21 protein-coding genes are annotated in these 26,828 nt (G+C 38.0%); all 21 read left to right on the top strand.

Annotated elements, in window-relative coordinates; genetic code table 11:
* The first annotated feature begins 55 nt into the window (after positions 1 to 55).
* The 21 genes from G589_RS21525 to G589_RS0117900 all read left to right on the top strand — a co-directional run bounded on the left by G589_RS21525 (position 56) and on the right by G589_RS0117900 (position 26,821).
* Positions 56 to 2,893, top strand: a complete 2,838-nt coding sequence (locus G589_RS21525) for an LTA synthase family protein (protein ID WP_051192584.1) — start codon at positions 56 to 58, stop codon at positions 2,891 to 2,893.
* Positions 2,894 to 2,973: 80 nt separating this feature from the next.
* Entirely contained in the window at positions 2,974 to 4,350 is a 1,377-nt protein-coding gene (locus G589_RS20670; protein WP_035776617.1) for a sugar transferase, read from the top strand.
* Positions 4,343 to 5,602: a glycosyltransferase family 4 protein gene (locus G589_RS0118000; protein WP_026523088.1), complete on the top strand. Its 1,260-nt coding sequence runs from the start codon at positions 4,343 to 4,345 to the stop codon at positions 5,600 to 5,602. The genes G589_RS20670 and G589_RS0118000 overlap by 8 nt, the downstream gene beginning before the upstream one ends.
* A gap of 3 nt (positions 5,603 to 5,605) precedes the next feature.
* Positions 5,606 to 6,766: a non-hydrolyzing UDP-N-acetylglucosamine 2-epimerase gene (gene wecB, locus G589_RS0117995; protein ID WP_026523087.1), complete on the top strand. Its 1,161-nt coding sequence runs from the start codon at positions 5,606 to 5,608 to the stop codon at positions 6,764 to 6,766.
* Between the two features lie 24 nt (positions 6,767 to 6,790).
* Positions 6,791 to 7,837, top strand: a complete 1,047-nt coding sequence (locus G589_RS0117990; RefSeq protein ID WP_026523086.1) for a polysaccharide biosynthesis protein — start codon at positions 6,791 to 6,793, stop codon at positions 7,835 to 7,837.
* Positions 7,838 to 7,855: 18 nt separating this feature from the next.
* Positions 7,856 to 9,094: a polysaccharide biosynthesis C-terminal domain-containing protein gene (locus G589_RS0117985; protein ID WP_026523085.1), complete on the top strand. Its 1,239-nt coding sequence runs from the start codon at positions 7,856 to 7,858 to the stop codon at positions 9,092 to 9,094.
* Positions 9,095 to 9,429: 335 nt separating this feature from the next.
* Positions 9,430 to 11,022 (top strand): AAA family ATPase, encoded by a 1,593-nt coding sequence (locus G589_RS0117980; RefSeq protein WP_026523084.1) that lies wholly within the window; start codon positions 9,430 to 9,432, stop codon positions 11,020 to 11,022.
* 610 nt (positions 11,023 to 11,632) lie between these two features.
* Positions 11,633 to 12,769 (top strand): dTDP-4-amino-4,6-dideoxygalactose transaminase, encoded by a 1,137-nt coding sequence (rffA, locus tag G589_RS0117970; RefSeq protein ID WP_026523083.1) that lies wholly within the window; start codon positions 11,633 to 11,635, stop codon positions 12,767 to 12,769.
* A gap of 71 nt (positions 12,770 to 12,840) precedes the next feature.
* Entirely contained in the window at positions 12,841 to 14,004 is a 1,164-nt protein-coding gene (locus tag G589_RS0117965) for an N-acetyl sugar amidotransferase (protein ID WP_051192583.1), read from the top strand.
* 4 nt (positions 14,005 to 14,008) lie between these two features.
* Positions 14,009 to 15,172, top strand: a complete 1,164-nt coding sequence (locus G589_RS0117960; RefSeq protein WP_026523081.1) for an N-acetyl sugar amidotransferase — start codon at positions 14,009 to 14,011, stop codon at positions 15,170 to 15,172.
* A gap of 19 nt (positions 15,173 to 15,191) precedes the next feature.
* Positions 15,192 to 15,803, top strand: coding sequence for an imidazole glycerol phosphate synthase subunit HisH (gene hisH, locus G589_RS0117955; RefSeq protein ID WP_026523080.1), 612 nt, complete (start codon positions 15,192 to 15,194; stop codon positions 15,801 to 15,803).
* Between the two features lie 9 nt (positions 15,804 to 15,812).
* A complete protein-coding gene (locus G589_RS0117950; protein WP_026523079.1) occupies positions 15,813 to 16,589 on the top strand; it encodes an AglZ/HisF2 family acetamidino modification protein in 777 nt (258 codons plus the stop codon).
* Between the two features lie 224 nt (positions 16,590 to 16,813).
* Positions 16,814 to 17,005 (top strand): hypothetical protein, encoded by a 192-nt coding sequence (locus tag G589_RS0117945; RefSeq protein WP_155832586.1) that lies wholly within the window; start codon positions 16,814 to 16,816, stop codon positions 17,003 to 17,005.
* A gap of 99 nt (positions 17,006 to 17,104) precedes the next feature.
* On the top strand, positions 17,105 to 17,809 hold the full coding sequence (locus tag G589_RS0117940) for a hypothetical protein (protein ID WP_026523077.1): 705 nt from the start codon (positions 17,105 to 17,107) through the stop codon (positions 17,807 to 17,809).
* A gap of 8 nt (positions 17,810 to 17,817) precedes the next feature.
* On the top strand, positions 17,818 to 18,963 hold the full coding sequence (locus G589_RS0117935; protein WP_026523076.1) for a PIN domain-containing protein: 1,146 nt from the start codon (positions 17,818 to 17,820) through the stop codon (positions 18,961 to 18,963).
* Positions 18,964 to 19,421: 458 nt separating this feature from the next.
* Positions 19,422 to 20,621: a glycosyltransferase gene (locus G589_RS20665; RefSeq protein WP_051192581.1), complete on the top strand. Its 1,200-nt coding sequence runs from the start codon at positions 19,422 to 19,424 to the stop codon at positions 20,619 to 20,621.
* Between the two features lie 256 nt (positions 20,622 to 20,877).
* Positions 20,878 to 22,815: an asparagine synthase (glutamine-hydrolyzing) gene (asnB, locus tag G589_RS0117920; protein ID WP_026523074.1), complete on the top strand. Its 1,938-nt coding sequence runs from the start codon at positions 20,878 to 20,880 to the stop codon at positions 22,813 to 22,815.
* 41 nt (positions 22,816 to 22,856) lie between these two features.
* The gene (locus G589_RS0117915; protein ID WP_026523073.1) at positions 22,857 to 23,993 is read left to right on the top strand and encodes a glycosyltransferase family 4 protein; all 1,137 of its coding nucleotides are present in this window, start codon (positions 22,857 to 22,859) and stop codon (positions 23,991 to 23,993) included.
* 48 nt (positions 23,994 to 24,041) lie between these two features.
* On the top strand, positions 24,042 to 25,121 hold the full coding sequence (locus G589_RS0117910; protein ID WP_035776611.1) for a Gfo/Idh/MocA family protein: 1,080 nt from the start codon (positions 24,042 to 24,044) through the stop codon (positions 25,119 to 25,121).
* A 35-nt stretch (positions 25,122 to 25,156) separates the two neighbouring features.
* Positions 25,157 to 25,666, top strand: a complete 510-nt coding sequence (locus G589_RS20660; RefSeq protein WP_035776609.1) for an acyltransferase — start codon at positions 25,157 to 25,159, stop codon at positions 25,664 to 25,666.
* Between the two features lie 9 nt (positions 25,667 to 25,675).
* A complete protein-coding gene (locus tag G589_RS0117900; protein ID WP_026523071.1) occupies positions 25,676 to 26,821 on the top strand; it encodes a DegT/DnrJ/EryC1/StrS family aminotransferase in 1,146 nt (381 codons plus the stop codon).
* The last annotated feature ends 7 nt before the right edge of the window (positions 26,822 to 26,828 follow it).

The raw sequence follows: 26,828 nt of genomic DNA, 5'->3' as shown, positions 1-26,828 counted from the left end.
TACTCTCTTAGGATTTAGCATTATTTGGTGTCTTACTACCTGGACGAGACTTAGTATGGATGAGCTGGTGTTTGAGCTGACAGCGCCAATGAGAGGAGTTGGAAGTGATATGCTTTCCAACTTCTTTTTGAAGTGTTTTGCTCCGGCAGCAGTAGTAACAGCCGGTGTGGTTATTTTAAGCCGTGTTAAATCAATAAAGATAAAAGAAAAGATTCCGGTTGTCACACTGATAACTTCTTTGGCTTTTGCCGGAATATGTACTCTGGTTTTTTGGAGAACACTGGATGTAACCGATTATCTGAAGAATATGGGTGATGAATCAACATTCATTGAGGATAACTATGTTGATGCCGGTACCACTCAGATTACATTTCCGGAGCATAAGAGAAATCTTATTTATATTTATTTGGAATCGATGGAAACCACTTACGCTGATGTTGAGGATGGAGGTGGATTTGAGAATGGGTGCATTCCTGAATTAACAGAGCTTGCCAGAGAGGGCGAATGCTTTTCGGCGGATAGTACGATAAATGGCGCATTGGTACCTTATGGAACTACATGGACTATGGGAGCTATGTTTGCCCAGAGTACAGGCTTACCACTTAAGATAAATATTGGCGAAAACATGATGTCTGAGCAGGAAAGCTTTTTCCCTGGGCTTACTTCTATAGGAGATATTCTGGCAAGAGAGGGATATAATCAGGAGCTTCTTATAGGTTCGGATGCAAGTTTTGGTGGAAGAAGAGGATTTTATGAGGGGCATGGAAATTATGTTATCCATGATTATCCGTATGCCCTGGATAATGGGATAATCCCCTCCGATTATTATGTTTTTTGGGGATATGAGGATGAGAAACTTTTTGAAAATGCCAAGGCTGATTTAAAGGAATTATCAAACAGAGATGAACCCTTTAATCTGACTATGCTTACGGTAGATACTCATTTTCCTACAGGATATGTATGCGACCTTTGTGAGAATGAATTCGGTGATAATCAGTATGCAAACGTTATGGCATGCTCCAGTCGTCAGGTTACAGACTTTGTCCATTGGATACAGCAACAGGATTTCTATAGCAATACTACGATAGTGGTCTGTGGGGATCATACAACGATGAATGAGGATTTCTGCAGAGATATTCCTGATGGATATAATAGGAGAACATATACTGTTATATTCAATTCTGCTGTAGATAAAGAAAGAGCGGGAGAGAGTATCCTGTATTCTACTCTGGATATGTTCCCTACTACTTTAGCTGCCATCGGTGCTGAGATAGATGGGCAACACTTGGGATTGGGAGTTAATCTATTTTCCGGTGAACAGACATTGGAGGAGAAATATGGCTTTGCTGAGATAAATGCTAATTTCAAAAAAGGCTCATCATTTATGGATTCAATGGCAGGAATCCAGATTGATGAAGAGACCATGCGACAGAATGGCTGGCTTCCGGATGCGGATGTCAATGTCATATCTTATGACGAAGATAATGATAAAATCAGAATAAAAGCAGATAACATTGTCAACATTGATAATGTGAAAAAAGTTTATGCGATAGCTTATGATCAGGATATGAAGGAAGTATCAAAGACTACATTGAAACTTCAACCTGATAGAAGCTATGAATGCGATATTTCACTTAAGAAACTCCCGGATAAATCCGGAACGATATCAATACTCGCAAAAGGTGATAAGGAATATAAGATAGGTGAGTTGTCCGGATATCTTCCGCTGCAGGCACATGATAGTATTTCCATATATGCAGATCTTCTTAAAGGCTATAACAATATAGCAGTACTGATGTCATCTCAGGGTGATTTCTCGGGAACAGCAACAGGAGCAGATCTTAATGTTATTCGAAGCTTTGGCATGACGGATAAGTTGTATAAGAGCGAAAAGCTCAACTTCTATGGTGTAAAAGATGTAAGCAGTACCTATTGTGAAACCAGTGAGGAGTTGTTGTATTATCTTGGAGTTCTTGAAGGCAATGAACTGCCGGTTTATTTAGAGAGCTCTGAAGATCATAGCTGTATTGTTCTAAATGGTGATGAGTACTCTTTGGGAGCCGATGGACTCAATATAGTAATATATGATTATAATACAGAAACAGTGTTGGATAGCGCATGTTTTGACCTTTCATACGTTGATAGAGATCAGGCAAGGGTCAATACTGATATACAAATGCAGGGAAATGAGGTGACAATCACTGCGTCAAATCTTGATGCGTTCAATAAAGACTCTGTTGCAGGTACATCGCTGAGAGGTGTCATATGGGACAAAAAACATTACAAAAACCCGATAATGTTTGATTTTGATGGAGATGACCTTGGCACATATACAGCAAATCTTAATCTTAGCGGTTATGATTACGATGATATGTATATTGAGCTTTATATGTACTATGATAAAACAAAAGTTGAAAGTAAGCTGATGGATTGGCACGGAGAGCTGAATCTAATTAAAGGAACGTTTGCAGAATACATGAGCAAAATATCTGAGGATTTGGAAGATCGTGTGATAGTGCTTAGCACTATGGATGGAGCTCCTGCTAGGTTGGACGAGGCATCAGCGAGCGTGCTAAAAGATATTGGGCTGGATAGTTTTGTTTCTGCCAAAGACGATAGTTGTGCTTATGCAATAATAACCAGAGATAGAGTATATGAGGACAGTGACACTCACAATCTGGAGTTTCAGTGTGACTGTGACAGCGTTCGCATTGATCTGTCATGCAGCACTTGGAATAATACATATTACTCTTCGGTGATAATAAATGGACAGGAATGTTCAAGAAATGAGCCTGGAATCAATATAGCAGTATATAATCTTAAGACCGGAGCTCTTGAAGATCAGGTAACTTACAATGTATGGTCAGATAGACCATACAGATTGGAAAGATGATGTGTACGTAGACGTTGCTATTGAACAGGGAGAGATTTATAGTATAATTTTTGTAATAACTTTATCAGATTGGAACAACAATGAATAAAGTCAGGATTCAAAATAGATATATATATAGATGGCTATGCATGGCCGCTTTATGCTTGATAGCAACGGCCATGTTTTTCTTTGTGTGGTACAGATTTGTATCAGTCCACAATAATACCGGTTCCCTTCTTGGTATCGGCAACCTTTTTATGGCTACTGGTATTTATGTAATTCTATACTATTTTATTGGCAAGAATCTTAAAGCCTTTACTATTGGTGTAGATAGAAAGGCTAATCTTTTGGCATCCCAGACTATGGCTCTATTTTCTGTGGATTTCATTGAATTATTTGTCTCTTGTGCCATTACAGGACAGTTCCGCTATTTCCCTAACTTTCTATGGAGATATCTTCTCCTGGCAATAGTGCAGTCATTAGTATTATGTCTTCTAACACTTCCGTTAGTTGATTTATACAGGAAATTATTTAAACCGCAACAGATACTGGAAATATATGGAGAAAATACTCATGAAGCTATCAGTTTCATGGATGGCAGACCTGATAAATATCATATCGTTAAGTCCATAAGCATAGCAAAGGGTGTAGATAATATCATACCAATACTGGATGACTACGAAGCTGTTCTTCTTAATGACATTCCATCAGAACTCAAGAATGATATTCTCAAGGAATGCTTCCGCATTGGTAAAAGAGTTTACCTTACACCCAAGATATCAGACATAATAGGCAAGAATTCAGAGAATATAAATCTCTTCGATACACCGCTCTATCTTTGCAGAAACAATGGATTAAGTTTCCATCAGCTTTTTGTGAAAAGAGCTTTTGATATTATCTTTTCGCTTCTGGGATTGATCGTTACTAGTCCTATTTTGCTCATAACAGCGCTTGCTATAAAGCTGGAAGACGGCGGCCCTGTGTTCTTCAGACAAGATAGGGTAACCGTAGGGGGCAAGGTATTCAGTATCCTTAAGTTCAGATCTATGATAGTGGATGCTGAAAAAGATGGAAGACCACACCCTGCAGGAGAAGCTGATGACAGAATAACTAAGGTGGGACACATAATTCGTCCGACAAGAATAGATGAACTACCACAGCTTATCAATATTATTAAGGGTGATATGTCTATCGTTGGTCCCAGACCTGAGCGTGTAGAACATGTTGAGAAATACACAAAAGATATCCCGGAGTTTACCTTTAGACTAAAGGTAAAAGGGGGACTTACAGGTGTTGCACAGGTGTTCGGGAAATATAACACAAGTCCTCTTAGTAAGCTTAAAATGGACATCTATTACATAACCAATTACTCATTACTTTTGGATCTTCAGATTTTGTTTGAGACTGTAAAGATACTGGTTCAGAAAGATAGTACTGAGGGCTTTTCAGAAGAAAGGCAGAAGGAGATGCATGAGTAAAATCCTTGTTATCTGTCAGTACTTTCATCCGGAACAGTTCAGAATAAATGATATTTGTTGTGAATGGATAAAACGTGGGTATGATGTTACTGTACTGACAGGTATCCCTAATTACCCTCAAGGACGCTTTTACGAAGGCTATGGTCTGTTCAAAAAACGAAAAGAAACCTGGAATGGTGTCAAAATCATTAGAATTCCGCTGATACCAAGAGGGCATACGCCTATAGGAATGGTGCTGAATTACTTTTCATTTCCTATATCAGGATTCTTTTGGAATATCTTTGCGAAGATCAAAGCCGATTACGTCTTTATGTTTGAAACATCACCTATGACACAGTGTAAAATAGGGGTAAGGTATGCTAAAAAGCATAAAGTACCCCTTTATCTTTATGTTCAGGATTTATGGCCTGAAAATGTAGAGATTGTTACTGGAATTAAGAATAGATTGATAATCGGTCCTATTGATAGGATGGTCGACAAAATATATGCAGCCTGTGATGAGATATTTGTTACTAGTCCGAGTTTTGTAAAAGCAGTAACAGGCAGGAAAAAATCTGTGCCTGAAATCAAGGTCCATTACTGGCCACAATATGCAGAAGAGTTTTATAGTGTCGTCGATAAGAAAACAGCTAATCTTAACATCCAAAAGGAACTGGCCACAGATACGAAAGCCATTGGAGAACTGCAGAACGATCAGACATTTAAGGTGGCTTTTACTGGAAATATTGGATATGCTCAAGGCCTTCAGATACTGCCTCAAGCTGCCATGTTATTAAAAGAAATAAAAAATATCAGGTACGTCATTGTTGGGGATGGTAGATATAAAAGCAAACTCATGGAGGAAATCCATCAGTCAGGTGTAGAAGACATGTTCATCATGATTGATAGACAGTCCCCGGAACTAATTCCCGACATTTTGGCACTATGTGATGCAGCATATATCTCATTTATGGATACTGAATTATTTACGTGGACAATTCCTGCTAAGCTCCAATCCTATATGGCTTGTGGTATGCCTATAATTGCTTCCGCAAGTGGAGAGACAAAGCGTATAATAGAAGAGGCAAATTGTGGAAGATGTGTTCCGATTGGTGAAGCAAAATCTCTTGCAGAAACAATACAGGATATATCAGCTATGTCTAAAGAGGAACGTCATAACTTAGGAGTAAACTCCAGAGAGTATTTCGAAGCCAACTTCAAAAAACAAAAACTCATGGACGAGTTTGAACGTTATTTAAATCGGGAGAAATAATAAATGCATAAGTTTAAAGACAATGGAAAGCTAAAATTACTTATAATAGTTGGAACAAGACCCGAGATAATACGGCTTTCAGAAGTAATTAAGAAATGCCGTAAGTATTTCGATGTGATACTTGCCCACACAGGCCAGAACTATGATTACAATCTGAACGGAGTATTCTTTAAGGACTTGAATCTCGATGAGCCTGAAGTTTATATGGATGCAGTAGGAGATACACTTGGTGATACCATGGGCAATATAATATCAGCTTCCTATAACCTTATGGTAGAGATTAAGCCTGACGCAGTACTGGTCCTTGGTGATACCAATAGCTGCCTATCAGTCATTGGAGCAAAGAGACTCCATATCCCAATCTTCCATATGGAAGCAGGAAACAGATGTAAGGATGAATGCCTTCCCGAGGAGACGAACAGAAGGATAGTGGATATAATCTCAGATGTTAACATGGCATACTCGGAGCATGCTAGAAGATATCTTGCAGAGTGTGGACTGCCAAAAGAGAGAACTTATGTCACAGGATCGCCCATGGCAGAAGTTCTTCGAGCAAATTTGGATAGCATTGAGAAGAGTGATATACTAGATAGACTTGGACTTGAAAAGGGACGATATATTCTGCTTTCAGCTCATAGAGAAGAGAATATCGATACGGAGAAGAATTTCACATCTCTCTTCACTGCAATAAATGAGATGGCAGAGAAATACGATATGCCTATCCTCTATTCATGCCATCCTAGGAGTAAAAAGCGTCTTGAGGATAGTGGGTTCAAGCTGGATAAACGAGTTATTCAGCATGAGCCATTAGGATTCCATGACTACAACCATCTTCAGATGAATGCATTCTGCGTTGTGTCTGATAGTGGAACACTACCTGAGGAGAGCAGCTTCTATCTATCAATAGGTAAGCCATTGGCAGCAGTTTGCATAAGAACTTCTACAGAACGCCCTGAAGCTCTCGATAAGGCTAATTTTATTCTGGCAGGAATAGATACCAAGTCACTTCTACAGGCAGTTGAGGTGGCTACAGCAATGAATGACAATAAAGACCTTGGCGTTCCAACTCCTGACTATATGGATGAGAACGTTTCTGACAAGGTTGTAAAGATAATCCAGAGCTATACTGGAGTTGTTAATCGTATGGTCTGGCGAAAAGAGTAATGCTTAGATTTGGAGGATTTTGAAATGAGTGAGTTTAGCGGAGCAACGCTACTGATCACTGGGGGAACAGGTTCCTTTGGTAATACAGTACTTAAACATTTTCTGGAGACTGATATAGGACAGATACGTATATTTTCAAGAGATGAGAAGAAGCAGGATGATATGAGACATGAGCTTCAGTTGTTACATCCTAATCATGCGAAGAAAGTAAAGTTCTATATTGGAAATGTTAGAGACCCTCAGGCGGTCAAGGATGCTATGCCTGGCGTTGATTATATTTTCCACGCAGCTGCGCTAAAGCAGGTTCCATCTTGCGAGTTCTTCCCTATGGAGGCTGTTCAAACTAACGTTGAGGGAACTAATAATGTGCTTCATGCTGCTATTGAGAACGGTGTAAAGCGCGTTGTATGCCTTTCAACAGATAAGGCTGCATATCCAATAAATGCTATGGGTACAAGTAAAGCCATGATGGAGCACGTAGTAAAAGCCAATGCCAGGGTGGCAGCAGAAAGAGGAGAGACAGTAATCTGCTGTACCAGATATGGCAATGTTATGTGTTCAAGAGGCTCTGTGATTCCTCTGTTCATCGATCAGATCAAGAGCGGACAGCCTATTACCATCACAAATCCTGACATGACTAGATTCCTTATGAATCTGGATGAAGCTGTGGATCTTGTTAAGTTTGCCTTTGAACATGCTAATCCCGGAGACCTGTTCATTCAGAAGGCTGACGCCAGCACTATAGGAGATCTTGCCAAGGCTGTCCAGCAGCTCTTTGGCGATACCGGGACTAGGATAATAGGTACCAGACATGGCGAGAAACTCTATGAGACCCTTATGACCAAGGAGGAGAGACTTCGCAGCGAGGATATGGGCCAGTATTTCCGAGTTGCTGCAGACAATAGAGATCTTAACTACGACAAGTACTTCATCAATGGCCAGGTGGAGACTCAGGCTGATGAGAGCTATACATCACATAACACCAACAGACTTGATGTAGATGGCACTGTCAAGAAGATACTTACCACGGATTATGTAAAAGAGCAGCTTGAGGAATTAAAAAAAGCATAATAAGCGGAGGATTGTTTTATGAGAATCCTTGTAACCGGAAGTAATGGTTTTGTCGGAAGAAATCTTGTCTGGAATCTATATGAAATAAGAGATGGCAAGAATCAGACCAGGCCTAACCTTCGTATAACTGAAATATTTGGATATGATATTGGCTCTTCCGATGAAGAACTGCGCAATGCTTGCGAAAAATGTGACTTTGTTTTCAATTTGGCAGGAGTCAACAGGCCAAAGGATAACAAAGAGTTCATGGAAGGGAATTTTGGCTTTGCTGAGAAACTCTTAAATGAGCTAAAAAAAGCAGGTAATAAGTGTCCAGTTATGTTATCCAGCTCTGTTCAGGCAACCTTAAAAGGTCGCTTTGAGGGCTCTGAGTATGGTAAGAGTAAGCTTGCAGGAGAAGAACTTTTCTTTGATTATGCAAAAGAGACGGGAGCTAAAGTTCTTGTATATCGCTTCCCAAATCTTTTTGGTAAGTGGTGCAGACCAAATTACAACTCTGCTGTAGCGACGTTTTGTAATGCTGTGGCCAATGATCTTCCGTATACTGTCAATGACCCGTCTACAGAGCTTGAGCTCTGCTATATAGATGACCTTGTTAGTGAGATGCTGGATGCACTTGAAGGCAAGGAGCATCATTGTGACTATGATGAGAATGGACAGATTGTATCTTCCAAGGACAGTACCGGCCGGTACTGTCATGTTCCAACCGTGTACAGAATAACTCTTGGTGAGATTGTTAATACACTTCAATCTTTCAAAAAAATGCCTGAAACTCTTGTAATGCCGGAGATTCCGAACGGCTCATTTACCAAAAAACTCTATAGCACATATCTTTCATATCTTCCTCCGGAGAAGATGATATACAGCTTTAATGGTCATGTTGATAATCGTGGAAACTTTACTGAACTCATAAGGACTGCAAGTTGTGGTCAGGTCAGCATTAACGTTGCCAAGCCGGGCATTACAAGAGGTGAACACTGGCACAACTCTAAATGGGAGATCTTTATAGTTGTAAGCGGCCATGCTCTTATTCAGGAACGTAGAATTGGAATTGATCCCGAGACCGGAAAAGAATATCCGGTAATCGAGTTTGAAGTCACCGGCGAGCAGATGCGCGGTGTTCAGATGATTCCTGGATACACACATAACATCATCAACCTCTCTGATACTGAGAATCTTGTCACTGTTATGTGGGCAAATGAAGCTTTTGATAAGAATCATCCTGATACATTTTATGAGCAGGTTGATATTCACTAAGGTATGGATTTTTAAGGGCCAGTCATGTAGATTGGTAATGAACATACATGGTTGTGAATTCAGATCTTATCATGTATGAGAAGTCTTCTATAAATGCTTAGGAGATGCAATTACAACTATTTCTTAATTACACTTTAGCTGGTGATTTACTTTGATTTTGATTCATAAGACTTACTCATGTTTGAAAATGTCGCAAGTTCTATGAGCTTATAGAAATTGATGTTTCAACATATTCTAATTAAGTAGATTTATGATACATAGAGTTTATGGAACATAGCGTTACTTTACAATGGTGCTTGGACAATTGTAATCCTAAATGGGGAGACAAGACTAAAATGAAAATTAAACGTATTCATCTTGATCAATTTAAGCGCTTTACGGACTTGACCATAGAAGGAATACCAGAAACTGCAAAGCTGGTGGCTCTAATTGGACCAAATGGGTGTGGGAAAAGTTCTTTGTTTGATTCATTTAAGGCTTGGCATCTTTTTAAAGGTTATAACAATGGAGCAGATAACGACTATTGCAAAAAGGATAGAAACGATCAGCGACAAGGATATAATCTTGTAGACATTGATTTTTATGATGATATTAGAAAGTTTACCCAGGATCAATTCAAGGAGTCCTTTTATTTTCGTACAGCTTACAGAAATTCCCCTAATGTTTCTATAACAGCTTTAAAGACCATACCATCACCGCTATATAGAGCAGATAACAAAATGATGATTCAGAATGATGCGTCTGTAGATGACAATTATCAACGATTGATATCTGCTACATTGGTTGAGTTTTTTGATGAAAAGAATAATGATAAGTTAGTGGTTTCATTACGCGATGAATTGATTAGTAAAATTAGAGAACCATTACATGAGCTGTTTCCGGATTTATTGTTAACCGAGCTTGGTCTTGTTACTGAAAAGGCAGATTTTTATTTTGATAAAGGATCTACTAGAAGGTATGGATATGAAAAGCTTTCTGGTGGGGAGAAAGCTGCTTTTGACTTACTTTTAGATTTTGTTATCAAAAATCAATATTACAAAAATACCGTTTATTGCATTGATGAACCAGAAACGCATATACATACTAGTTTACAAGCGAAATTGCTTTCAATACTGTTTGAACTTGTGTCAGATACTTCTCAACTTTGGATTGCTACCCATTCTTTTGGAATGATGAAGGAAGCCAAGCGACTTTCGGAGTTGCATTCTGGAGAGGTTGTTTTCTTGAATTTTGATGGATATGATTTCGATGATTCAGTAAATATTACGCCATCAGAGTGTGATTCTGTTTTATGGAATAAAATGCTTGAAATCGCATTGGATGATTATGCTTCGTTTATTTCACCTGAAACAATTGTGTTCTGCGAGGGAACTACACAAGGAAAGAAACGCAAGGATTTTGATGCGAGATGCTATACTAATATTTTTGCAAAGAAGTATTCAAGAACAATATTTTACTCTTTAGGAGACTGTGAGAGTCTTGGAAAAGAGCAGCAAATTATAGATTTTGTAGGTAGAATATCCCCTGAATCGAGGAAAATTAAAATTGTTGATAGAGATGATAGAAGTCAAGAAGAAATATGTGATTTAGGTCAGGAAGGCGTGAGGGTACTATCTCGTAGGCATATCGAGGCGTTTCTTTTAGATGATGAAGTGTTGAAAAAGTGGTGTGTTAGTGTTGGGAAGCCAGAGAAAGAAGCGGAACTCCTTCTTATTAAGCAACAGGCATTGGAAGATAGCGTTAATCGGGGCAATCCAACAGATGATTTTAAATCCGCCGCGAACGATATCTGCACGAAAGGGAAAAAGGCACTTGGAATTACTGGCTGCGGAAATAGTGGTGATATGATAATGAGAGACACCTTGTCAAAGTTAATTACTCCGGATATGGAGGTATATAAAGAGCTGGAAAGAGATATTTTTCATTAAATTGTTAAGAAGATATGTATATTGTTGTAGATTTTTTCTAAATAACATAAAAGGGGTGACGGTTCAAGACTTCGTCCGCACACCCTAGGGACAAACTAAAAGGTCTTTAGCAGAATAATTAAAAGAACAAAATTTTTAGGTTAGACTATCGAAATATATTCGACGAGGAATTAGGGCAATACAAAACTAAAGATTTCTAAATAAAGGCAGGTATCGCTATAGATAATCTATATTCTCTGCACGCTTCAATAAATGAGAGTATGCTATGATGGGGTATAAGATTATATGAAGAAATATGTATATTTTGATTGGAATGTTTACAAGTATCTTAAAAAACCAAGATTGGAAGAAAGAGATAAGTTTGGTCATGATGCAGATGTTGCAATGAAGACATTGGTGAATAAGCTGTCTGACAAATACTGCTTGGTAAATATATTATAATGATTAAACAGTTATGAGATGTATATTTGGCTAACTCATAAGGCTAATATATATCAATGAATTTGCCCCTCTCACCAATACATTGTATAATAAGGCGATGCGAAGCATCGCCTTAAACTATCTATACCCTATCACTTTGTAAGAAATTTTTATCAAAAAAGGAACCACAATGAGAATAAGTTTCAATGTTCCCCCTTATACGGGAAAAGAGTTTGATTATATAAAAGAGTGTGTGGAGAACCAGAAGATCTGCGGAGATGGCCCCTACACAGCAAAAGATAACGAGTGGATCGAGAAAAAGACGGGAGTTACAAAGGCTCTTCTTACAACCTCCTGCACTCACGCTACCGAGATGGCAGCGATCCTTGCAGATATCAAAGAGGGTGATGAAGTCATCATGCCTTCCTACACCTTTGTTTCAACTGCCAATGCCTTTGTCTTAAGAGGTGCCAAGGTTATCTTTGTTGATATCAGACCTGACACCATGAACATTGATGAAACAAAAATCGAGCAGGCAATCACCTCCAAGACAAGAGCCATCGTTCCTGTGCACTACGCAGGAGTCGGTTGTGAGATGGATACCATCATGGATATCGCCAAGAGACACAATCTCTTTGTTATCGAGGATGCTGCCCAGGGCGTTATGGCAACCTACAAGGGCAAGGCACTCGGTGCCATCGGAGATTTCGGTAACTACAGCTTCCACGAGACCAAGAATTACAGCATGGGTGAGGGCGGAGCGCTTCTTCTTCGCGATGAGACTTATGTTGATAACGCTATAATCGTCAGAGAAAAGGGAACAAACAGAACCCTTTATAAGCTCGGCAAGGTTGATAAGTACAGTTGGATCATGCCCGGTTCATCCTATCTTCCAAGTGACATGAACGCAGCTTACCTCTATGCTCAGCTGCAGATGGCAGATGAAATCAATGCCGACAGATTAAATCACTACAACAGATACTACGAGGCACTGCACCCTCTTCAGGAGAAAGGTCTTATTGAACTGCCCTATGTGCCAAAAGAGTGTGTTCACAATGCCCACATGTTCTACATAAAATGTAAGGACTTTGAGGAAAGAAAGGGTCTTATAGAGTACCTCCTTAGCAATGACATCCTTCCGGCTTCTCATTATGTACCGCTCCATTCTGCTAAGGCGGGGCTTATCTACAGCGAGTTCAGGGGAGAGGATAAGTACACCACCAAGGAGAGTGAGAAGCTCCTTAGGCTCCCTATGTACTACAAGCTCACAGATGAGGATCTGGATGAAGTTGTGATGAGAGTCAAGGAGTACTACAAATTTTCATGATACCTAAATTAGTTGTCAGAGATGTGGTGGCAAATTCAACCATCTTAATAGAATCGGAGTAAATTAATTACATGTCACAAAAAATATTACCTCAATCAAGAGAATACCAGATATGCACCAATTGTGTCATGGACACATCAGACCCAGACATCACATTCGATGAAAATGGCGTGTGCATGCGCTGCAACGAATACAAAAAAAGAATCCTTCCAGAGTGGAATTATGGCAAAGGCCATGAACAAGAGTTGCAAGATCTTATCAAAGCTATCAAAGAGAGTGGTAAAAATAACAAGTATGATTGTATTCTTGGCCTTAGTGGTGGCCTTGATAGCTCCTATATGCTTCATCTTGCTGTAAAAGAGTGGGGCTTACGACCATTTGTGTTCCACATTAATGCAGGCTGGAATCTTCCTGTTGCTGAAGACAATATCAAGAAGCTAGCAGATAAACTTGGTGTAGAGCTCCACGTAGAGAAAATGGACTGGGAAGAAATGCGTCAGATGCAGCTTGCTTGGTTCAAGACAGGGCTGGAAATGTTGGATGCTCCTCAAGATCACGCCTTTATTGCAATTATAGATAAATATTCAAGAAAACTGGGAGTTAAGTACATCCTCAATGGTTACAATATTGCGACTGAAATAATAGCAGATCCTGAATCATGGGCTGAAGGATCTGGACCAACCGGCGATGGTACCTTCATGAAAGACGTTATACGTAAGTATTGTGACATTCCTATCAAGCATTATACATTCACAAATGGTTTCAAGCACAAATTTTGGATTCCCTATGTTCTCGGAGTTAAGACAATAAAGCCGCTTAACCTTGTGCCTATTACCAGACAGGAAATGATAGATACTCTTGCAAAAGAATATGGCTATCAGCCTTATGGACAGAAACACTTCGAAGATCTCATAACAAAGTTCCTGGAAGGTTACTGGTCTCCAACTAAGTTTGGTCACGATATCCGCAGAGCTCAGCTTTCTAGTCTTGTTGTAACAGGCCAGATGACAAGAGATGAAGCACTTGCTATTCTCGAGAAACCGCCAATCACTGATGACGAGGCAAAAGAGTTATTTACAGAGGTGGCAAAGAGGCTTGAAATCACGGAAGAGGAGTTGCAGAGACTCTACGACCTTCCCAAATGTCGGACTAAGTTCAGAAACCAGCAGCATATCTATAATATGGGAATCAGACTATATGAGCTTCTTGGAATAGAAAAGCGAATCAGGAAATAAGATAATGCAAACCAACAACGAACCAGCAACACATATCCGTCCCTATCAGCGCTGTACACGCTGCGTAATGGATACGACAGACTCCAAGATAACTTTTGACGAAAATGGAGTCTGTGATCACTGCCGTAACTTTGATAAGAACATAGCTCCATACTGGAAACCTAAGGAAAATCGTATGGAGGAGCTTATGCAGTTGGCAGAAACAATAAAGAAAGCCGGAAAACACAGCGAATATGATTGCATTTTGGGACTTTCAGGCGGAGCTGACAGTTCCTACCTGGCGTATATAGCAAAAGAAGTCATGGGGCTAAGGCCACTGGCTTTTGTTGTAGATACTGGCTGGAATCTTAATGTTGCGGTAGACAATATTGAGAAGATAGTCAAAGGTCTTGATCTTGATATGTGGACCGAAGTAATTAACTGGAAGGAGATGGCTGACCTTCAGCTTTCATTCTTTAAATCAGGCATATCTTCCCAGGACTTTCCACAGGATCACGCGATATTCTCAGCTCTGTATAACTATGCTGTGAAGCACGATATCCACTATGTCCTCACCGGATCTAATAATGCCACTGAATTCATTCGTCCTCCGGTAGAGTGGATTTACATGAATGATCTTAAAATGGCCATGAATATCCATAAGAAGTTTGGGAAAAGAGAGCTTAAAACCTATCCAACCTGTGGATTGCTCAAGTATAAGATATATTACAGATATTTCAAAAAAATGCACAGAGTATATCCGCTGGACCATGTCATCTATAATAAGCCGGAAGCTGAGCAGCTTTTGCATGAGAAATATGGTTGGAATAAGTACGAGAATAAGCATTACGAGAATGTATTCACCAGGTTTTTTGAAGGGTACTATCTTCCTCATAAGTTTGGGTTTGACACTCGCAAGAATGTACTATCCAATGAGATCCTTGCAGGTACAAGAACAAGGGAAGAGGCGATTAAGATCCTGGAACAGCCTCCATATGATCCGGAGCTCATGATTCAGGATAAAGAATATGTTGCCAAGAAACTTGGGATATCCACAGAGGAGTTTGATACAATAATAGAAGGCCCCAAGAAGACACCGGCAGACTATAAAAATTCAATGTGGATGATACGTCTCGGAGTTGCGGTCAGTAAAATGCTTGGCTTGGAGCGTAGAAATATGCGCGTATAAAATTGATACTGGTACATATATGATAGGAATTATTGACTATGGCCTGGGAAATCTAGGTTCTATAAAAAACATGTTAAAGATCATCGGAGAAAAGGCAATAATATCCTCCGATATATCTGAACTGGATAAGTGTAATAAGCTAATCCTTCCGGGTGTTGGTGCCTTCGATGCCGGTATGAGTAAACTTAATGAAACCGGACTTGCGCAGTACATAAAGAATGTAGCAAACATGGATAAAAAGCCAATTCTCGGTATTTGTCTGGGAATGCAGCTATTGGGGAAGAGAAGTGAAGAAGGTCAGCTAGAGGGGCTTGGCTTAATACCATTCGAAAGCAATCGCTTTCAGGTGCAGGACCAGAACCTCAAAGTTCCCCATATGGGTTGGGATATAGTGGATATTAAAAAAGACATCCCGCTTACTCACAATCTCTTTGACCATAGACAGCGTTATTACTTCGTTCATTCATATCATGCAGTATGCGAATCTCTTGATAATGTCATGATGACCTGTGACTACGGCTATGAATTTGCTGCCGCAGTGGTAAAAGACAATATTATGGGCGTTCAGTTTCACCCTGAAAAGAGTCATAGCTTCGGTATGAACCTCCTCGAAAACTTTGTAAAAATGTGAGAAATAACCATGTACAATAGGCCAAGAATAATCCCTGTTCTTCTCATAGATTACAGGGACCTAATAAAAACAAAACAATTTGGCGAGAGAACGTACCTTGGAGATCCAGTTAACGCAGTTAAGATATTCAATATCAAAGGCGTAGACGAACTCTCAATCCTTGATATAGGTGCAACCAAGAATCACAAAGAACCCGACTTTGAGCTTTTGGCGGATATCGCCAGTGAAGCCTTCATGCCCCTTAGCTACGGTGGAGGAATCGCTAACATTGATCAAATCAGAAAACTCTTTGCGATTGGTTATGAGAAGGTTGTTATCAATACCGCTCTTGTAGATAATCCGGATCTTATCAAAGAGGCAGCAGCTCTATTTGGAAGCCAGAGTATAGTAGTTTCTATAGATGCTAAAAGAACTACCTCGGGCTACGAGGCTTACGTTGAAGACGGCACAAGAAAAACAGGCCAGAATCCTGTAGACTTAGCAAAAAAAGCTCTTAAACTTGGCGGTGGTGAGATTATCATCAACTCCATTGATAACGATGGTATGATGCAAGGCTACGACATAGAACTTGTTCGTTCCATTGCAGACTCTGTAGACATCCCAGTTACAGCCATAGGTGGTGCGGGTGACATCCGGGATATTAAGAAAGTCCTCATTGAAGGTCATGCCCATGCGGCAGCAGGTGGAAGCGTGTTTGTATTCTATGGAAGATTGAGAGCAGTGTTGATTACGGCACCGAGAGAGCATGAGCTTGTGCGGACGGGGATATATGATGAATTGATTTGATGTTCTAATATTGATAGAAGATATGAAATAATAGTAGGAGAGAATTAATAAGAGTTTTGAAAGAAGAGTTATCGTTTGACAGTCTGCAAAGTGCCGAGCAACTGTTTAAGGTTGCAAGTCATTTCAATATTAGTACAAGTAGACTTATTAATAAAGAATGAGAGAAAGCTCTTAAGGAAGCATTCCATACAAGAAATGTAATTGTACATCAAATGGATGTGGATTTGGACAACAAAGATATAGTTTTTTACGATCATAGTATTGAGGAAGTTAATAGTTATTATAAGGCTATTGTTTCTGTTGCTCAAGATTTTATTAACGAGGTTAATAATATTTTAAAAAGAAAGGTCACAGTAGATTATGAGCTGTTTGTTTCAGTTGAAGGAGATAAGCTTGTTTTTCGAGGTAACAAATAAAATTTACATGACGTGAGTAAATAATTGTATGGATGACAGAAGAACCTACATGCATTTATTGTTGCTTACGTTACTTTTTTAGAGGAAAGGATTATTTAAATGTTTAATAGTTTGGTATACTTTAATAAAAAAAAGATTGATCAATACTCAGCGCTTATTTGTGGAAAAATGATTGAATCGAACATAACTGAAGAAATAGCAGACTATAATAGAGAAGTGAATTATTTGTTAGAGTGCAAGGGGTTTGAAGAGTTGCTTAAGCAAAGTGATGACTATGTTGATTATGTTGATAATAATAATGATTTATCAGTTAAAGACATCCGTGTTTCTTCGATTTTGCGTTTCACTGCTGAAATGTATATTCCAGAAAGATTTGATATGATTCATTTGGTCAATGAGTACAAATCATTACTTCTTGGTGAAACGCAAATTGATGATAGTGAAGAAAGAAAGCTATTGGAAACAGTAATTAAAAATTCTAAGATGACGATTCCTTTGTTTTGTGAAATGGGTAGTATTTGTGATTATTGGCTGGGAATAGGGAAAGCAATACCTGATAATTTGCTAGTAGATTACAACGAATTGGAAGATTATGAGGGAAAAGAAGTAACCATTATTGCAAAGTTAGAATCAAGAAAACATTATAAAGACAGGCCATTACCTGTGTTTGATATATATAAGGACTTTTTGGGGCTAAATAGAGCAATAAGAAAACAAATAGCTTCTGAACGAAAACAAGATTTTGAATGTATTGAAGTGGAAGAGGATTTTTTAGAATTAGAATTGTTGGCTATATATGCGTGAGGTTGTTGATGAGAAGTGCGATTGTAGAGTATCTAGAACCAACGAATAAAGAAAAACAAGAATTATGGAACAATGCTGTATTTGTTTTTGATACGAATGTTCTATTGAATTTATATAGATATTCTGCAAAAACAAGAAATTCTTTGTTGGAAGCTTTGGCAACTTTTAAAGATCGGATATGGATTCCATACCAAGTAGCGTATGAATATATGTCAGAACGATGTGATGTGATTTATGAAACTGTTCATAGATATGATCAATTTAAAAAAGAAATAACCTCTTTTACAGAAAACGCCATTAGTACTCTACGTATGTCTTCTAATGATGATGAGATTTCTGAATTGAACAGATATTTGTATAAATGGCTTGATAGTAATAAGGATAGAAATCTGTTGGTTACAAATTCTGAAGATGATGAAATCCTCAATAAAGTGTTAGACATTTTTGAGGGAAGGGTTGGAGAGAAAATAAGTGTTGATGAACTTAATAAGATTAAGGAGGAAGGTGAAAAAAGATATGAAGACTCCATTCCGCCAGGATACAAAGACGAAAAAAAGAAGAGTCAACATAGCGATAACAACGCATTTGGGGATTTGGTTATTTGGAAACAAATACTAAAATATGCAAAGGAAAAAAAGGTTGGGATAGTATATGTGACTAATGATCAAAAGGAGGATTGGTGGAATATTGTAAAGGGGAGAACAATAGGACCTAGAATTGAACTTAGGAAAGAATTTATGACAGTAACTGGGCAGTGTTTTCATATGTACTCTATGGATGGTTTTATTAGCATATATAATCAACAAAACGAGAATCAGATTGAAAAGAGTGCAATTAATGAAGTTATCAACCTTGAAAGATCGGATAAGAAGAATAAAAAAGTATTAAAAAGCAGAAGTGTTTCTCTAACTGAAAAACTAGCTAGGACAGAGGAAACAATAGATAAAATTCAAAAACGTATAGAACGACGTCAAAAAATAGTTGACGATATTGATAATAAATACAACAAGCAAGGGTTGATGCTACCTGAGAATATTAAGATACAATACGACAATACGGTAGCAAAGAAAAATGAGTTATTAGAGGTACTTGATAAAAAGAACAGGGAGTTAGAAGTGCTAAGGCAAGCTATGACTAATGATGTAATAAAATAAGACAGATTGAGATATGAACTATAGTCAAGCAAGAGGACACGATTCTTGAAAATACTGGAAAGGTTATTTGTTGCATCCAATTTTAAATACAGATCCAGATGAATCGTACGAAATTGTATATGCGCTAAATGTTGGTGTGGTTTTCCGTGCCAACATTTTTATGTTAATATATAAAGGATTTAGCAAAACATGCTTCAATTAGGCTTTATTTACATTCCACAAATAGATGTTATATAAGAAACAAACAGTGAATGACTTAAACGAACAACATGAATACGGCCGTTTTATGTTAAAACTATCTGAAAAAACTCAAGAACTAAGACGAGATTATGTAAAACTATCAGACAATAATAAACAAAGAGTTTTCAATGAAGCTAATAGGATACTTGAAACATACGGTTTAGCCGAGGTAATAAGCCGTATTTCAACCAATAGCATTTTTAAGGATGATATAAATCGTGGATAAGAATTTCAACATTCCCTCCAACGCAATCCTCCTCCCTAAAACCACCGATCAATCCCTTCTCGCCCAGTACTATTCTATGGCAGATGTGTTTGTAATCTGTTCCAAGAGTGAAAACTTTCCGACAACATGCGTAGAAGCACAATGTTGTGGGACTCCGGTTGTGGGATTTGATACAGGTGGAACCAAAGAAACATCTCTCATATCAGAAAGTGACTTTGTACCATATGGGGACTTGGAAGGGTTAAAGGGAAAGATTAAAGAAAAACTAAATAGCAGGTATCCAGATCTTGCAAATCAGGCTCAGAATGAATATTCAAGTGCCACAATGGCACGCAGGTACATGGAAGAGTATGACAAAAATGGAAGAAAAGAAAGAGTGCTTCTAATAGATGTAAATTGTAAAAACTCTTCTACTGGGAAAATAGTCTATGACTTGTATAAGAATATTAGAGCAGACGGTCGAGAGGCCGCTGTGTGCTATGGCAGAGGACCTAAGATTATAGAGGAGAATATCTATAAATTTGGAATAGATGCAGAGACATATCTGCACGCAGGTCTTTCCAGAATAACAGGATATAACGGATGTTTCTCGTATTTTTCTACGCTAAGACTTATTAATTTCATTGAGAATTATAAACCGGACATTATTCACATTCACGAGCTTCATGCGTATTTCGTGAATACCAAAATGCTCCTAAGCTACATAAAAGAGAAAGATATTCCTGTTATTTGGACATTCCATTGTGAATATATGTACACTGGCAAGTGCGGATATGCATACGAATGCAATGGATTTATGGACAAATGTGGCAACTGTCCAGCGGTCAAAGAGTATCCCAAAAGCCTGTGGTTGGATCAAACAGCCAAAATGCTTCAGGAGAAAAAAGATACTCTAAAAGATTTGAATTTTAGTATAGTGACGCCTTCGAAGTGGTTAAGAGACAGAGTAGGGATGTCATTCCTTAAAAACGTAGAAATGCGTGTCATACACAACGGAATTAATACTAGTATTTTTCGGTATGTAGATGCTAATTTGCTGCGGCAGGAACTGGGAATTTCAAACGAAAACAAAGTCATTTTGGCACTGGCGCCTAATATTATGAGTGAGCGCAAAGGCGGTGAATGGATAATCAAGCTATCAGGCTTGCTAAAAGATGAGAATATTACTTTTGTTTTGGTCGGGGAATCGTGATTCTTTAGGAATGAAATAACGAGCTTCGACATGTTCGCTTGTTGTGTTCCGCTAAGATATGTGCGATAGATTTGTTGATGCGGTTTATGAGATACTGTATATTGATTTGATTGAAGTAAGGACTAGCAGATCACGCATTACGGAATTATACCGATAATGCATGAAAACTATTGTCAACCATATTAAAGTGTTTTGATATATATTTTAACAGCCTATTAAGGAGTTTTTTACAGTACCGGAGGGAGCAATAACAACCATGTGTGGAATTTGTGGGTGTGTTCAGCTTAATAGAAAACTAAGCTCAATTGATTTAGAGAAAATGAATAATGCTGCAAAACATCGAGGCCCGGATGATGAGGGATATACTCTTATTGATTTCTCTAATAAGAAAATGGATTATAAAGGAAACGACACTGTAAGTGGATTATACGGCCTTTCAGATATTTCTGATGATGATAAGCCTTTTTTTTGCGGACTTGGACATAGAAGACTTAGTATCATAGATTTGACTAATAAAGGTCATCAACCTATGACTAAGGAATACAAGGATAATAGGTATACGTTAACCTTTAATGGAGAAATTTATAATTATGTTGAAGTAAAACAAGAATTATTAGAAAAAGGCTATAGATTTGAAACTGAATCTGATACAGAGGTTATTCTGGCGGCATATGATTATTGGGGGAGTGACTGTGTAAAGAAATTTGATGGCATGTGGGCATTTGCTATATTCGATTATCAGACCAGAGAGCTTTTTTGTTCCAGAGATCGTTTGGGAGCAAAACCATTTTATTATTATGCAGATAAAGAATGTTTTACTTTTTCTTCAGAAATAAAGCAGCTTTGCAGTATAGATTCGGTTCCCAGAAAGTTGAACAAAAAGAATGCATTATCCCAAATGATTCTAAACATTTATGATTATTATGACGAAACTCTAATCTTAGGTGTGAAGCCGTTATCTGCAGGCTGTAACCTTGTGGTAAAGTGTGCCGATAATGAGATTGTAATGCAGAAATACAGATATTGGGATATTGAAATAAAAGATAAGTTGCTTATGGAATATGATCAATTGGATTTTGAGAGCACATTATCTTATGCTATTCAAGTTAGAACTAGAAGCGATGTTCCGATTGGAGCCCTCCTTTCTGGAGGCGTTGATAGCTCATTGATTGTTATGGCTGTATCTGATTATTATCAATCATTATTCGGTCAAAACAGATTAAGGACCTTCACAACTTGCTATAAAGATCAAACAGAAATCGATGAGTCATACTATGCTAACATGGTCAGCGGTTATTGCAAGACTATCCATGAGAATATTTTCCCAGAGGAAGAAGATATTTATGGAAACTTCTCAGACATGATATGGCATTTAGAAGAACTAATTGGATTTAGCTGCCTAGGACCATTCTTAACACTAAAAGAAGTAGGTAAAAGAAAAATAAAAGTACTGATGAATGGACAAGGCTCGGATGAGTTGATGTTTGGCTATACCATGTACTATGGACCGTATCTGAGAGATGTCTTGAAAAAAGATGGAGTAGGAAAGTTTATTAGAGAGTTTTGTTATATCAAAGACAATAGTGGCTATGGCTTTTGGAAAACGCTTATTTACTATATATATTTCTCGTCAAGTTTTATTAGACAAGCATATTGCATCGTAAGGGCACTCACTGGAATTAGAATATCGCAAGTATTTAATATGGTTTCAAAGAAGGGTTTTTTTGATGCTTTGAAAGTGGAAAGCCTTAAAGATCTTCATTATAAGGAGATTAGGAAAACAACTTTGCCGACGATTCTACATATTGATGATCGATTTTATATGGCTTTTTCAATGGAAAGCAGAGTTCCGTTCATTGACTACAAGTATATCGAAAATGCAGTTAATATTTCACCGAGACTAAAGATAAAGGATGGATATACAAAATATCCATTGCGTGAGTATATGCAAGGCCGTTTACCGGATGATATAGTTTGGCGCAAAATAAAGCTTGGATGGCCTAGCCCCGAAAATAGATACAAGAGTTTACTAGATAATAATAAAATCGAAGAGATTTTCGACAACCCTAGAACGGGAGATATATTTAATGTCCGCAAAATTAAAAAGAATTATCATAAAGGTAAAAGGGGGTATATGTTTGAAAAATTTTTGGCTTTAGAAATATTTATGAGACGTTTTGACGTTTCTCTCTAAATTTATGAATAAAATAATTTGATGTACTGTGAGATGGAATAATGACTATTTTACACATTGGGCTACTGAGTTATTATACTGAAGGTATGCTTTATCAAGACAACATTTTGCCACAAATGAATATTCAGGATGGTCATAAAGTTGTCTTTGTGAGCAATGCTTCCAAATATGTCAACGGAGTCCTGCAGAGTGTTGATGAAGAAGATATTGTTTTGGATGATGGAATGAGGCTCATTAGGCTGAACTATGATTATGTAATTAATAGGTTTATTACTAACAAGATACAGAAAGTGAGTAAACTCAAAAAAATTCTGGAAGAAGTTAAGCCAGATGTCATTCTTTATCATGGGTTATGTGGATATGAATTAATGGATGTGGCGTGTTATTCAAAGAAGAATAACGTGACTTTTTATGTGGATTCACATGAAGATTTTACAAATACAGCTAAAACGGCGGTATCCAAGTTGGCGTATAAGTATATACATGGATACTTTATTAAGAGAGCTCTTCAGCAAATCAAAAAAGTTCTCTATATTACAGCAGAAACAAAAGATTATTTGGTTGACATGTATGGCTTGCCTGATGAAAAAATGGAGTTATATCCGCTGGGAGGTATTATTCAGAGCAAAGATAGACAGAATGAACAGCGTAATAGACTTCTTGAGCAATATGATTTGCCAGAAGATGCGATAATTCTATCTCATTCAGGGAAATTATCAAAAGAGAAAAAGACTATTGAGTTAATCAAAGCGTTTTCGTCAGTTATAAGTGAAAAACTAGTTTTATTTATAATTGGAAGTGTCCCTGAAAGCGAGAGACAGTGTTTTAATGAGTTGATAGCTAATGATAAAAGAATAAGATATTTAGGATGGAAAAATGGACAAGAACTCCTAGATATATTATGCGGAACTGATGTTTATCTTCAGCCTGGATCCCAGTCTGCAACAAGCCAGGTTGCATTATGTTCAGGGTGTGCGTTAGTTGTTGCGCCTACGCGTTCATACAAGCAACTATATGAAGACTCGGTATTGTATGTAGATGGTATTGATAAACTAAAAGAGCTAATTGAACAGATTAAAGAAAATGCAAGCTTGGTTGAAGAGTATAAAAGAATGGGTTATGATCTTGCATTAAAGAAATTGGATTATGCTATTCTCTCAAGAGTATATTTAAAGTGAAAAGTAGATAATTATAAATAGGATAGAAAACTGGATTGGAGGATGAAAATGAAATATGCGCTAATAGGGTGTGGACGCATCTCACCAAATCACATAGCGGCTGCAAAGGCAAACAACTTAGAATTTGTAGCACTTTGTGATATTGATAGTAATAATATACGCGACAAAGTAATTAAATTCGATTTAAGCACGGACATTCCACAGTATACAGATTATAAGATGATGTTAAAAGAGGTGCACCCAGAGCTGGTGGCAATTGCTACTGAATCTGGTAAACATGCTCAGATAGCATTAGACTGCATAGACGCTGGATGCAATGTGATAATAGAGAAACCCATTGCCTTGTCGTTGGCTGATGCGGATAAGATTATTGCAAAAGCAAAAGAAAAGAATGTAAAGGTATGTGCTAATCACCAGAATCGTTTCAACAAATCAATCCAAAAGATTAGAGAAGCAGTGGAAAAAGACAGATTTGGAAGGATGTTTTATGGTACTGCACATGTACGTTGGTGTAGAGATCATGAATACTATGATCGCGCTTCCTGGAGAGGAACATGGGAACAGGATGGCGGAGCTCTTATGAACCAGTGTATCCATAATATAGACTTACTAAGGTGGATGATGGGCGATGATGTTGTAGAAGTTGCTGGAATGACAGACAGGCTCAATCATCCCTATATTGATGCAGAGGATTTAGGCATCGCTATTATTAAGTTTGCTAATGGTGGATATGGTATAGTTGAAGGAACGACTGATATTTATCCTAAAAACCTTGAAGAAACGTTATATCTGTTTGGAGAAAAAGGTACTGTAAAAGCAGGTGGGCAATCCGTAAATGTTATAGAGGAATGGCGTTTTTCTGATATGCTGGATGATCCGGAGGAGGTTAAGGCAAGATTTCACGAGAATCCCCCAAATGTATATGGATACGGACATACTCCTTTGTATAAGGATATGATAGAGGCAATTGAGAATGACCGAGAACCATATGTTAATGGTGAAGCAGGAAGAAGAGCGCTTGAGCTTGTTTTGGCTATATACAAAGCTGCAGCCACAGGAGAAACGGTAAAACTACCACTTAAAGAGTGTTCCACAATGGATTTTAAAGGCCGATTCTCTCAAGGATAATACGGTACAAAGTCTCATAAATCGAGGATGTTTCTATGGCAGATTATTTTGTTCATGAAAGTAGTTATATTGACGATGATGTTATTATCGGAGAAGACACAAAAATATGGCATTTTTGTCACGTGCAATCTGGTGCTAGGATAGGAAAAAATTGCTCATTTGGTCAAAATGTAAATGTGTCAAACAATGTTATTATAGGTAATAACGTCAAAATACAGAACAATGTCTCTGTATATGAGGGTGTAGAATTGGAGGATGGGGTTTTTTGTGGCCCATCATGCGTATTTACAAATGATCTTACGCCTAGGGCTGAGTTTCCCAAAGGCCATGTAGGATACAAGAAAACTTTAGTGAGACATGGAGCAAGCATTGGAGCAAATGCAACAATAGTTTGTGGACATAAAATCGGTGAATATGCAATGGTGGCAGCAGGTGCTGTGGTAACCAAAGATGTTGAGCCGTATACACTCGTGGCGGGTATTCCTGCTACTCCGATCGCCAAGGTGGACAAGAAAGGGAATATAATAGATAGGTTTCACAATTAAGAGGATAGTATGGAATTTAGAAGTTTAAAAAAACAATATGCAGCTAATAAAGAACAAATAGATGCTGCAATAGCAAGGGTAATAAATGATGCCAATTTCATTTCAGGTTCCCAGGTAAAAGAACTTGAAGAAAAGCTTGCTGATTATGTGGGCGTGAAGCACTGTATAACCTGTGCAAACGGAACAGACGCATTAAGCTTGGCGTTGATGACATGGGAAATAGGCGAAGGCGATGCGGTATTTGTGCCAGACTTCACATTTTTTTCAAGCGGAGAAGTTGTTTCGTTTGCCGGCGCAACACCTATTTTTGTTGATGTTGAATATGATACATGTAATATTGATCCGGATAAGCTTGAGATTGCGATAAAGTCTGTTTTAGAAGATGGGACACTAAAGCCCAAAGTAATTGTTGCAGTAGATTTATTTGGACAACCTGCCGATTATCCAAGAATTCGAGAAGTTGCTGATAAATATAATCTTCTTATACTTGAAGATGGTGCACAGGGATTTGGCGGAGCTATTGGCGAGAAAAAAGCTTGTTCTTTTGGCGATATATCGACCACAAGCTTCTTCCCAATGAAGCCACTTGGCTGCTATGGTGATGGAGGTGCAGTATTTACAGATAATGATGAATGGGCTGATTTGATAAGATCATACTGTGTTCATGGTAAAGGAACAATGAAGTATGATAATGTCAGAATTGGAATGAATTCAAGGCTGGATACGATGCAAGCTGCTATTTTACTAGCTAAGTTTGATGTTTTCATTAATGCTGAGATTAACGAAGTGAATGCCATTGTAGACTTGTATACGGAATTATTAAGTAAGAAACAAGACTATAGGATTAAATTGCCGTTCATCCGGAAAGGATTTACTTCATCTTGGGCGCAGTATACCATCAAACTTTCTGGTAAAAAAGAAAGGGATGACTTGCAAAAACAGCTAAAGCTTAATGATGTTCCTTCATTTGTTTATTATCCCAAAGCTATGCATGAGCAGCAGGCATTTAAATATTTAAATGGTAAAAATAGGATTTTTGATTGTTCTGTAACAAATGAGTTGTGTAATGAAGTGCTTTCGTTACCACTTTCACCATATATGGAACAAGGTGAAGTGGCTCGAGTTGTTGAGCTTATTTTAGGGTTTTGGGTTTGATTATTGG

The organism is Butyrivibrio sp. VCB2001 (assembly GCF_000423965.1).
GTDB lineage: Bacteria > Bacillota > Clostridia > Lachnospirales > Lachnospiraceae > Butyrivibrio.
This window is presented reverse-complemented; position numbering and strand designations above follow the sequence as displayed.

Bases quoted from the DNA above. Each gene is read 5' to 3' on its own strand.
- G589_RS21525 (WP_051192584.1), top strand. From the start codon at position 56: ATGGATGAGCTGGTGTTTGAGCTGACAGCGCCAATGAGAGGAGTTGGA.
- G589_RS20670 (WP_035776617.1), top strand. From the start codon at position 2,974: ATGAATAAAGTCAGGATTCAAAATAGATATATATATAGATGGCTATGC.
- G589_RS0118000 (WP_026523088.1), top strand. From the start codon at position 4,343: ATGAGTAAAATCCTTGTTATCTGTCAGTACTTTCATCCGGAACAGTTC.
- wecB (WP_026523087.1), top strand. From the start codon at position 5,606: ATGCATAAGTTTAAAGACAATGGAAAGCTAAAATTACTTATAATAGTT.
- G589_RS0117990 (WP_026523086.1), top strand. From the start codon at position 6,791: ATGAGTGAGTTTAGCGGAGCAACGCTACTGATCACTGGGGGAACAGGT.
- G589_RS0117985 (WP_026523085.1), top strand. From the start codon at position 7,856: ATGAGAATCCTTGTAACCGGAAGTAATGGTTTTGTCGGAAGAAATCTT.
- G589_RS0117980 (WP_026523084.1), top strand. From the start codon at position 9,430: ATGAAAATTAAACGTATTCATCTTGATCAATTTAAGCGCTTTACGGAC.
- rffA (WP_026523083.1), top strand. From the start codon at position 11,633: ATGAGAATAAGTTTCAATGTTCCCCCTTATACGGGAAAAGAGTTTGAT.
- G589_RS0117965 (WP_051192583.1), top strand. From the start codon at position 12,841: ATGTCACAAAAAATATTACCTCAATCAAGAGAATACCAGATATGCACC.
- G589_RS0117960 (WP_026523081.1), top strand. From the start codon at position 14,009: ATGCAAACCAACAACGAACCAGCAACACATATCCGTCCCTATCAGCGC.
- hisH (WP_026523080.1), top strand. From the start codon at position 15,192: ATGATAGGAATTATTGACTATGGCCTGGGAAATCTAGGTTCTATAAAA.
- G589_RS0117950 (WP_026523079.1), top strand. From the start codon at position 15,813: ATGTACAATAGGCCAAGAATAATCCCTGTTCTTCTCATAGATTACAGG.
- G589_RS0117940 (WP_026523077.1), top strand. From the start codon at position 17,105: ATGTTTAATAGTTTGGTATACTTTAATAAAAAAAAGATTGATCAATAC.
- G589_RS0117935 (WP_026523076.1), top strand. From the start codon at position 17,818: ATGAGAAGTGCGATTGTAGAGTATCTAGAACCAACGAATAAAGAAAAA.
- asnB (WP_026523074.1), top strand. From the start codon at position 20,878: ATGTGTGGAATTTGTGGGTGTGTTCAGCTTAATAGAAAACTAAGCTCA.
- G589_RS0117915 (WP_026523073.1), top strand. From the start codon at position 22,857: ATGACTATTTTACACATTGGGCTACTGAGTTATTATACTGAAGGTATG.
- G589_RS0117910 (WP_035776611.1), top strand. From the start codon at position 24,042: ATGAAATATGCGCTAATAGGGTGTGGACGCATCTCACCAAATCACATA.
- G589_RS20660 (WP_035776609.1), top strand. From the start codon at position 25,157: ATGGCAGATTATTTTGTTCATGAAAGTAGTTATATTGACGATGATGTT.
- G589_RS0117900 (WP_026523071.1), top strand. From the start codon at position 25,676: ATGGAATTTAGAAGTTTAAAAAAACAATATGCAGCTAATAAAGAACAA.